The following is a 7,911-nucleotide window of genomic DNA, read 5'->3' as shown; positions in this document are numbered from 1 at the left end:
GTGCGGACGCACGACGCGGTGATCACCGCCGTGACGCCGGGGGCGGTCACCCCGGCGAAGGCCGACCACTTCGCGGTGTTCTCACCGTACTTCCGCCGCTGGTCCCAGGAGCGGCTGCGCGACCCGCTCCCGGCGCCGCGTGCCGTGCGGGTGCCCGAGGCGGCGCGCGGGGAGGCACTGCCGTCCCGGGACGGGCGGGACGGGGTTTCACCGGGGCTGCTCCCCGGCGGGGAGAGCGCGGGGCGCGAGCGGCTGGACGACTGGCTGGGGGCCGGGATCGACGCCTACGACGAGGGGCAGGACGACCTGGCGGGCGACGCGACCTCCCGGCTGTCGCCGTACCTGCACTTCGGCGCCCTGTCGCCGGTGGAGCTGGTCCGGCGGGCCCGTGAGCACGGGGGCGCGGGGGCGGAGGCGTTCGTGCGGCAGTTGTGCTGGCGGGACTTCCACCACCAGGTGCTGGCGGCCCGGCCCGACGCGTCCGTGCGGGACTACCGCACCCGGGACGACCACTGGCGCGGGGAGGAGGTGGCGCACGAGGAGATCACCGCGTGGCGGGAGGGGCGCACCGGGTATCCGATGGTGGACGCGGCGATGCGGCAGCTGGCCCACGAGGGGTGGATGCACAACCGGGGACGGCTGCTGGCGGCCGGTTTCCTGACCAAGACGCTGTACGTGGACTGGCGGATCGGCGCGCGGCACTTCCTCGACCTGCTGGTGGACGGGGACATCGTCAACAACCAGCTGAACTGGCAGTGGGTGGCCGGCACGGGGACGGACACCCGGCCGCACCGGGTGCTGAACCCGGTGGTCCAGGGGAAGCGTTTCGATCCGCGCGGGGCGTATGTGCGGCGGTGGGTGCCGGAGTTGCGGGACGTCGCGGACCGGTTCGTGCACGAGCCGTGGCGGCTTCCGGAGGAGGAACGGGTGGCTCTCGGGTATCCCCCGCCGCTGGTCGACCTCGCGGACGGGCTGGCCCGGTTCCGCCACGCCCGAGGGCGGGACCGGTCCGACGGCTGACCCTGGCCCGTACAGCGCGAGGCCCCCGCTGAGGGGCCGCACGCCGCGGTGCGGGTCCCGTGCGTACGGTGCCGTCGCAGGGGCGGCGCGTCCGCGCCGCGGGGTCAGGCGGAGGCGCGGAGGACGAGTCGGGTGGGCATGATGACGGGGGTGAGAGGGGCCCGGTCGGCGGCCTCGCCCGCGGCGCAGTCCGCGATGTGGTCGAGGAGGGTGCGGGCCATCAGCCGCCCCAGCTCCTCGGCGTCCTGGTTCACCGTCGTCAGCGGCGGATCCGCGGCCTCGGCGATCGCGGGGATGTCGTCGAACCCCACCACGGCGACGTCCTCGGGCACCCTGCGCCCGCGCTCCCTCAGCACCCGCAGCGCCCCGGCCGCCATCAGGTCGGAGGCCACGAACACCGCGTCCACCTCGGGGTTCCGCTCGAGCAGCCGGCGCATCGCGGCCGCGCCGCCCGCCTCGGTGAAGTCGCCCTCGACCACCATCTCCGGCGCCGCGTCGGGCAGCACGTCGCGGTAGCCGCGCAGCCGGTCCACCGCCGCGGTCTGCTCCATCGCCCCGGTGATCGTCGCGACGGCACGGCGGCCGAGCCCCACCAGGTGCCGGACCGCCTCGCGCGCTCCGCCGCGGTTGTCCGAGTTGACGTACAGGTAGCGGTCCGACCGCTCGGCCCGGCCGGTGAGCGGCCGTCGCCCGACGCACACGGCGGGCAGCGCGAGCCGATCGGTCATGTCGGGCAGCGGGTCGTCGGCGCGCAGCGAGAGCAGCAGCGCCCCGTCGACGTGTCCGCGGCTGAGGAAGTCCTCGACCCGCGCGTAGTCCTCCGGCTCCTCGATGAAGAGCAGCACCGGGTACGAGCCCCGTTCGACGAGCTCCCGCCGGATGCCGTGCTGCTGCAGGGAGAAGTACGGGTCGACGAAGAGCCGGTGCTGCGGCTCGGTGATCACCACGGCGACCGTGTCGCTGCGCCGGGTCACCAGGCTCCGGGCGTTCTGGTTGGGCACGTAACCAAGCTCGCGCACCACCTCGCGCACCCGCCGCACGGCGTCCGGGCTCACCGCCGGCTGTCCGTTGATCACCCGGGAGACGGTGGACCGCGAGACCCCCGCCCTGCGGGCGACGGCTTCCAGCGTGGGCCGCCCCGCGGCACTCCGGTCGGTCGTCACCTCACCACTCCCTCACGCGAACCCCACCGGTCGAAGCCTCGGCCGGCAGTGATCACACTAACCGCCGCCGAGCCCGCTCCGGGCCACTCGGGCACGGACCGTGACACCTGTCATCCGACGTCAACAGGCCCGTCATCTGTCCGACTCGCACGCCGCGCCCGCGGCCGGCCGCCGCGCCGTGCGACGCTGTCACGGGGACCTTCCGCACCTGCCCGGTGACGCACCGCATCGCCTGTCCGCCCGCCCTGCGTTCGCGTCGCCGTGGGAGCACACTGGAATCGGTACTACTTCCTCACTGGAGGCGATCATGATCCTCCTCGGAGTCATTCTGCTGATCATCGGCGCCATCGCCGGCCTGTCGGTGCTCTGGACGATCGGCATCATCCTCGTGGTCATCGGTGCGGTGCTGTGGATCGCGGGCGCGCTGGGTCACGGGGTGGGCGGACGCAAGCACTACTTCTGACCCGCGTTCCGTCACCACGTGCTGCGTCGTCACGCCCGAGCGGGCGTTCAGCTCACCGCCGGTGACAGGTACGGCGTCAGCGTGGTGACCGTGCTGCCCGCGGAGGTGAGGAACAGCGCGACGCCGACGGCGCCCGGGTCGGGCACGTCGGTGGCGCGTTCCCGCAGGTAGGCGGCGCGGCCCAGTCGGGCCCGGAGCCCCGCGGTGTCCCGTACGCCCTGCCAGGCGGCCTCGGCGGCGTGCCGCAGGGCCACGTCCGGCGGGGTCGCGCCGTCGGCGGCGGCGAGCGTCCCGGCGGCCGGGTGGAGCGCGTCGACCAGCGTCTTGTCGCCCGGTTCCGCCTCGCCGACCCGGCGGATGGCGGCGAGGCCCTCGGCGATGCCCTCGGCCAGGGCAGGTGTCGTCAGCAACGGGGCCTCGGCGGCCGCCGCCGTGGCGAGCGACTGCAGGAGCAGGCCGAACAGGGGGCCGCTGGTGCCGCCGACCTCGTCGAGGAAGGCGGTGGCCGCGGCGTCCAGCGGCGCCGCGGCCGGAAGTTCCCCGGCGCCGGGGTCGAGGGCGTCGAGCCGGAGCAGCGCGGCCCGGGTGCCGGCGTTGAGGTTGACGCCGAAGTCGCCGTCGCCGGACTGCTGGTCCAGTGCGGTCAGTTCGGGCTCGGCGGCCCGCGCGGACTCGGCGAAGCGGCGCATCCACCCGTCGGTGAAGGCGCCGTCGAACGGGACGGTGTGCGTGGTCATCGTGGGCCTCCGACGATCCGGGGAAAGGTCACTGGTCACCAGGCGAGCGCGGCGGTCCGCACGGGGGCGTCGAACCGCTCGAGCACCAGGGGGTCGGCCACCATCAGCGTGACCGAGAACCCCCGCATGTCCAGCGCCGTCACGTAGTCGCCGACCAGGGAGCGCGCGAGGACCAGCCTCCGGTCGTCCAGCAGCCGGCCCAGCTCCCCGAAGACGCCGTACAGCTCCAGCGGCGTCACCGAGCCCAGGCCGTTGACCAGGGCGATCACCGGGTCGCCCGGTGACGGGGCGAGCGCCTCGAGCAGTGCGCCGGTCATCTCGGCGACCAGTTCGCGCGAGGGGCCGTGGACGCGGGCCCGGTCGGCCCGCTCGCCGTGGATGCCGACGCCGAACTCCAGTTGTCCGGGGTCGAGGTCGAAGGCGGGGTGGTCGGTGCCGGGTGCGGTGTGGGCGCGCGAGGCGACCGCGAGGGTGCGGCAGCGGGCCACCAGGTCGTGGCCCAGCTCGGCGAGTTCGTCCAGGCCGAGGCCGCCGTCGGCTGCCGCGCCGAGAATTTTCTCGACCAGCACGGTGCCGCCGGTGCCGCGCCGCCCGGCGCGGATGTCCTCGGAGTCGGAGGCGAGGTCGTCGTCGACCAGCACCCGGGCGCACGGGATGCCGCGGTGGGCCAGGCGCTCGGCGGCGATGCCGAAGTTGATCCGGTCGCCGGTGTAGTTCTTGACGATGTGCAGGACACCGTCCTCGCGGGCGGCCGCCACGGACGCCTCGTACAGGGAGCGGTTGTGCGGGGAGGCGAAGATCCGGCCGGGGACGGCCGCGTCGAGCATGCCGCGTCCGACGAACCCGGCGTGCAGGGGTTCGTGGCCCGAGCCGCCGCCGGAGAGCAGCCCGACCCGGCGTCCGGGCGCGGTGTTGCGGGCCAGCAGGTAGCCGTGTTCCGTGTCGTGGGTCAGCAGCGACGCGTGGGCCCGGGCGAAGCCGGCCAGGCCGTCGGGCACCAGGTCCTCGGCGGCGTTGCCGAAGTACGCGGCCATCGGGGGTCTCCCTCCTCGCGGTCCGCCCGCGGTGGTTCGCCGCCACCCGCGACCGAACGGATTCGTAGCGGCGAGCCTGCCCGGACACGGCCGCGCCCATGCCGGGCGGGCGGCTTCACCACTCGTCCGGCACCGGCTTCGGCTCCCCCGTGCGGTCCCGCCGGGTCAGCAGCCGCTGGACGCGGGCCATGCTGCCCGGGAGGCCGCCGGGCAGGCGTCCGTGCAGCGCGGCGCGGGCGGCGTTGGCCCCGGGTGCGCCGTGCACGCCGCCGCCGGGATGGGCGGCGGCGGACGCCAGGTACAGGCGGCGTACGGCTGTCTCCGGGCGGCCCGTGCCGGGGAGGGGGCGGAAGAACAACTGCTGGTGCATGGCGGTGGTGCCGCCGTTGATGGCGCCGTCGCGCAGGTTGGCGTCCATCGCCTGCAGGGTCGGCGGGGAGAGGATGCGGCGGGCCCGGATCCGGTCGCGGAAGCCGGGCGCGAAGCGCTCCACCTGGCGTTCCATCCGGTCGGCCATCCGCCGGGCCTCGTCGTCGTCCCAGGCGCCGGTGATGCCCTCGTCCCCGGCGTCGCCCCGTACGTCGTGCGGCACGTGGGTGTACGCCCACGCCGACTCGGTGCCGGCCGGGGAGCGGGTGGGGTCGGCGGTGGTCATCTGGCCGAAGATGCAGAACGGACGGTCGGGGATCCGGCCCATGGCGAGCTGCGCGGCGAACCGGGTGAGCTCGTCCATCCCGTCCGCGAGGTGCACCGTGCCGGCCAGGCCCGCCTCCGGCGACGACCAGGGGACGGGGCCGTCGAGGGCCCAGTCGACCTTGACGGTGCCGAAGTCCCACTGGAACCGCTTGAGGTCGTCCAGGAGCTGGGCGGGCAGGTGCTCGGGGGCGACGAGTTCGCCGTAGAGGGCCGGCACGGAGACGTCGGCGAGGACCGCCCGCCGCGCGTCGACGGTGTCCCCGCTCGCGGTGCGCACCGCGACCGCGGTGCCCTGCCGGACCACCACCTCGACGACGCGCTGTCCGCACCGCACGGCGCCGCCTCGTTCCTCCAGCCGCCGCACCAGCGCGGCCGTCAGCTGCCCGGCGCCGCCCTCGGGCACGGGGAAGCCGTAGGTCTGGCCGAGCATGGCCATCAGCCAGCCGAAGCCGCCGCTGCCCGCCGCCTCGGGCGGCAGGTCGGCGTGCAGGGCGTTGCCGGCCAGCAGCAGCCGGCCGCCCTCCTCACGGAACTCCTCCTCCCCCAGCCGCCGCACCGGCAGCACCAGGCTGCGGGCCAGCCGCAGGCCGCCGGTGCCGCGCAGCTTCATGGCGAGCCGGGCACCCGCCTTGACCGGCGGGAAGGGGGTGAACAGCGCGTCGAGCAGGTCGGGGCGCAGCCGGTCCCAGATCCGGTGCAGCTCGCGCCAGGACTCGCCGTCGCCCTCCGCGAAACCCTCCAGCGAGGTGACGGTCTGGCCGAGGGTGCGGCCGAGGACGGCGCACCGTCCGTCGGTCAGCGGGTGCGCCACCACCCGGGGCGCCTGCCGCCAGCGCAGCCCGTACCGGTCGAGCCGCAGCCCTTCCACGATCGGCGAGGCGGCGGCCAGCGGATAGAACGCGCTGAACAGGTCGTGCACGAAGTCGGGGTCGACGCCCCGGTCGTGCCGCACCGCCCCGCCCGGCTCGGGCTGCTCCTCCAGGACGACGACGCTCCAGCCGGCGTCGGCCAGCATGTTGGCCGCGACCAGCCCGTTGGGGCCGGCGCCGATCACCACGGCATCGGGCATGTCCGTCTCCTCAGGCTCCGGCAGGCGCGGGGCTGCCGCCCCCGGCCTGTCCGCGCCGTCCGTCGGCCCCGGCCGGGCGGCTCGCCTCCTCGCAGACCTCCTCCAGGCGCCGCAGCATCTCGCGGTGCCGCAGCTGGATCAGCGCCTCCACGCCCACGTTGTGGATCATCCCGCCGGCTCCGCGCAGCGGATGCTCGTCGACCACGACCAGGGTGTCGTCGCCCCAGGACCGGACGTCCAGCGCGATCCGGGCGGTGCCGAGCGGACCCGCCTTGGCCTCGAGTTCCAGCTCCCGGCCGGGGACGCAGCGGCGCACCACGGTCTCGTTGTGCAGCCGCAGGGGGCCGAGGCGGACCTCGTAGGCGATCGCCGCGCCCACCTCGGGCCAGGTGCCGCGCACGGGCTCCGAGCGCGCGGTGCCGACCACCCAGTCCGCGTAGCGCTCGCCGTCCGCGAGGACCTCCCAGACCGCCTCGGGCGTCGCCTTGATCAACCGGTGCCGTTTGGCCATGCCGTCTCCCGCGTCCGCGTCCCGGTCGGCGCCTCGCCGCCGAAGGTCGCGGGCCGGGTGCCCCGTCGCGGCCGGACCGAACCCCGGGCGTTCGCCCTTCGCCGGTGACGGAAGCCCAGCGGTCGGGTGTCCGGGCGGGCTCAGGTGGGCCGGGGTGAGGCCGGGTGGGCCGCCCGGTCGGCGGCGCCGCCCGCGCCCAGCGGACCGGTGGCCTCGAGCGGTCCCTCGGCCTCCAGCCGGGGCAGTTCGCGCCGGGCCACCGCGGTCACCACGGCGGGCATCGCCGCGCGGATCCCCTGGACGGCGCGCAGCCAGACGGGGATGTAGGTGGTGGCGCGGCGCCTCTCCACCGCGTCGCCGAGCCGCCGGGCGACGGTGGTGACCGGGTAGATCCGCCGGGCCGGCGGCGGCATGTGACCGCGCAATTCCCGCAGCACGGGGTGCTTGTCGCCGTCCCGGATCATGTCGGTGTCGGTCCAGTTCAGGTAGCCGATGCCCACGCCCACCTTCCGGTGCGCCATCTCCGCGCGCAGCGAGTGGGCGAAGGCCTCCACGCCCGCCTTGGAGGCGCAGTACGCGCTCATCATGGGCGCGGAGCCGAACGAGGCCAGCGAGGCGACCTGCAGGAAGTACCCGTGGGTGCGCAGCAGGTCGGGCAGGAACACCCGTGCGGTGATCGCGCTCCCGGTGAGGTTGACGTCGATGACGCGCCGCCACAGCGCGGGGTCGGAGTCGACGAAGGGGCCGCCCTCGGCGATCCCCGCGTTCGCCACCACCGCGGAGGGCGGTCCGAGCGTCTCGCGCACCGTGCGGGCGGCCTGGGCCATGGCTTCATCGTCGGTGACGTCCACCGCCACGGGCAGGGACCGGGTGGGCAGTTGCGCCGCCACGTTCTCCAGGCGGGCCTGTCCGTGGCCCAGCAGGGCGATCACGGCCCCGCGCCCGGCGAGGTCCCGCGCCAGCGCGGCCCCCACTCCCCGGGCGGCTCCGGTCACCACCACGACCCGGCCCTCCAGCGGCCGGCGTCCTGCGGACGTCTGCTTTCTCACCTGCGTGAACCGTCCCACGGGCCTCGCCTCCGCCGCACGGGTCCCCAGACGGCGACGGGTTACTCGCGCGGGCGGCGAGGCCGACCGGTCGGCCCGGGCACCGGCGGACGGCACGGGACCCGCCCACCGGTGCGCAGGGCGCGCCCGCCGGCGTGACCCGCCGTCGGGC

The 7,911-nt window shown here is 75.6% G+C and carries 8 protein-coding genes; 2 read left to right on the top strand and 6 right to left on the bottom strand.

The window, feature by feature from the left end:
- Positions 1 to 1,020 (top strand): cryptochrome/photolyase family protein (locus ACOV8S_RS03680; protein WP_448316075.1); only part of this gene is annotated, 1,020 nt, incomplete at its 5' end.
- Positions 1,021 to 1,124: 104 nt separating this feature from the next.
- Here the strand turns inward: ACOV8S_RS03680 and ACOV8S_RS03675 are convergent.
- Complete coding sequence (locus ACOV8S_RS03675; protein ID WP_448316074.1) at positions 1,125 to 2,183, bottom strand: LacI family DNA-binding transcriptional regulator; 1,059 nt, start codon at positions 2,181 to 2,183, stop codon at positions 1,125 to 1,127.
- Positions 2,184 to 2,490: 307 nt separating this feature from the next.
- Here ACOV8S_RS03675 and ACOV8S_RS03670 point away from each other — a divergent pair, with 307 nt between their 5' ends.
- On the top strand, positions 2,491 to 2,646 hold the full coding sequence (locus ACOV8S_RS03670; protein ID WP_448316073.1) for a hypothetical protein: 156 nt from the start codon (positions 2,491 to 2,493) through the stop codon (positions 2,644 to 2,646).
- A 47-nt stretch (positions 2,647 to 2,693) separates the two neighbouring features.
- On the opposite strand, the gene ACOV8S_RS03665 is transcribed toward ACOV8S_RS03670, so the two are convergent.
- From ACOV8S_RS03665 to ACOV8S_RS03645, 5 genes are all read right to left on the bottom strand, one after another.
- The gene (locus tag ACOV8S_RS03665) at positions 2,694 to 3,383 is read right to left on the bottom strand and encodes a DAK2 domain-containing protein (RefSeq protein WP_448316072.1); all 690 of its coding nucleotides are present in this window, start codon (positions 3,381 to 3,383) and stop codon (positions 2,694 to 2,696) included.
- Positions 3,384 to 3,418: 35 nt separating this feature from the next.
- Complete coding sequence (locus tag ACOV8S_RS03660; protein WP_448316071.1) at positions 3,419 to 4,417, bottom strand: dihydroxyacetone kinase subunit DhaK; 999 nt, start codon at positions 4,415 to 4,417, stop codon at positions 3,419 to 3,421.
- Positions 4,418 to 4,532: 115 nt separating this feature from the next.
- Positions 4,533 to 6,182: a phytoene desaturase family protein gene (locus ACOV8S_RS03655; RefSeq protein ID WP_448316070.1), complete on the bottom strand. Its 1,650-nt coding sequence runs from the start codon at positions 6,180 to 6,182 to the stop codon at positions 4,533 to 4,535.
- Positions 6,183 to 6,192: 10 nt separating this feature from the next.
- Positions 6,193 to 6,693: an SRPBCC family protein gene (locus ACOV8S_RS03650; RefSeq protein WP_448316069.1), complete on the bottom strand. Its 501-nt coding sequence runs from the start codon at positions 6,691 to 6,693 to the stop codon at positions 6,193 to 6,195.
- 140 nt (positions 6,694 to 6,833) lie between these two features.
- Positions 6,834 to 7,742, bottom strand: coding sequence for an SDR family oxidoreductase (locus ACOV8S_RS03645; protein WP_448316068.1), 909 nt, complete (start codon positions 7,740 to 7,742; stop codon positions 6,834 to 6,836).
- Positions 7,743 to 7,911 lie beyond the last annotated feature (169 nt).

Source organism: Streptomyces sp. CO7, from assembly GCF_053474865.1.
This window is presented reverse-complemented; position numbering and strand designations above follow the sequence as displayed.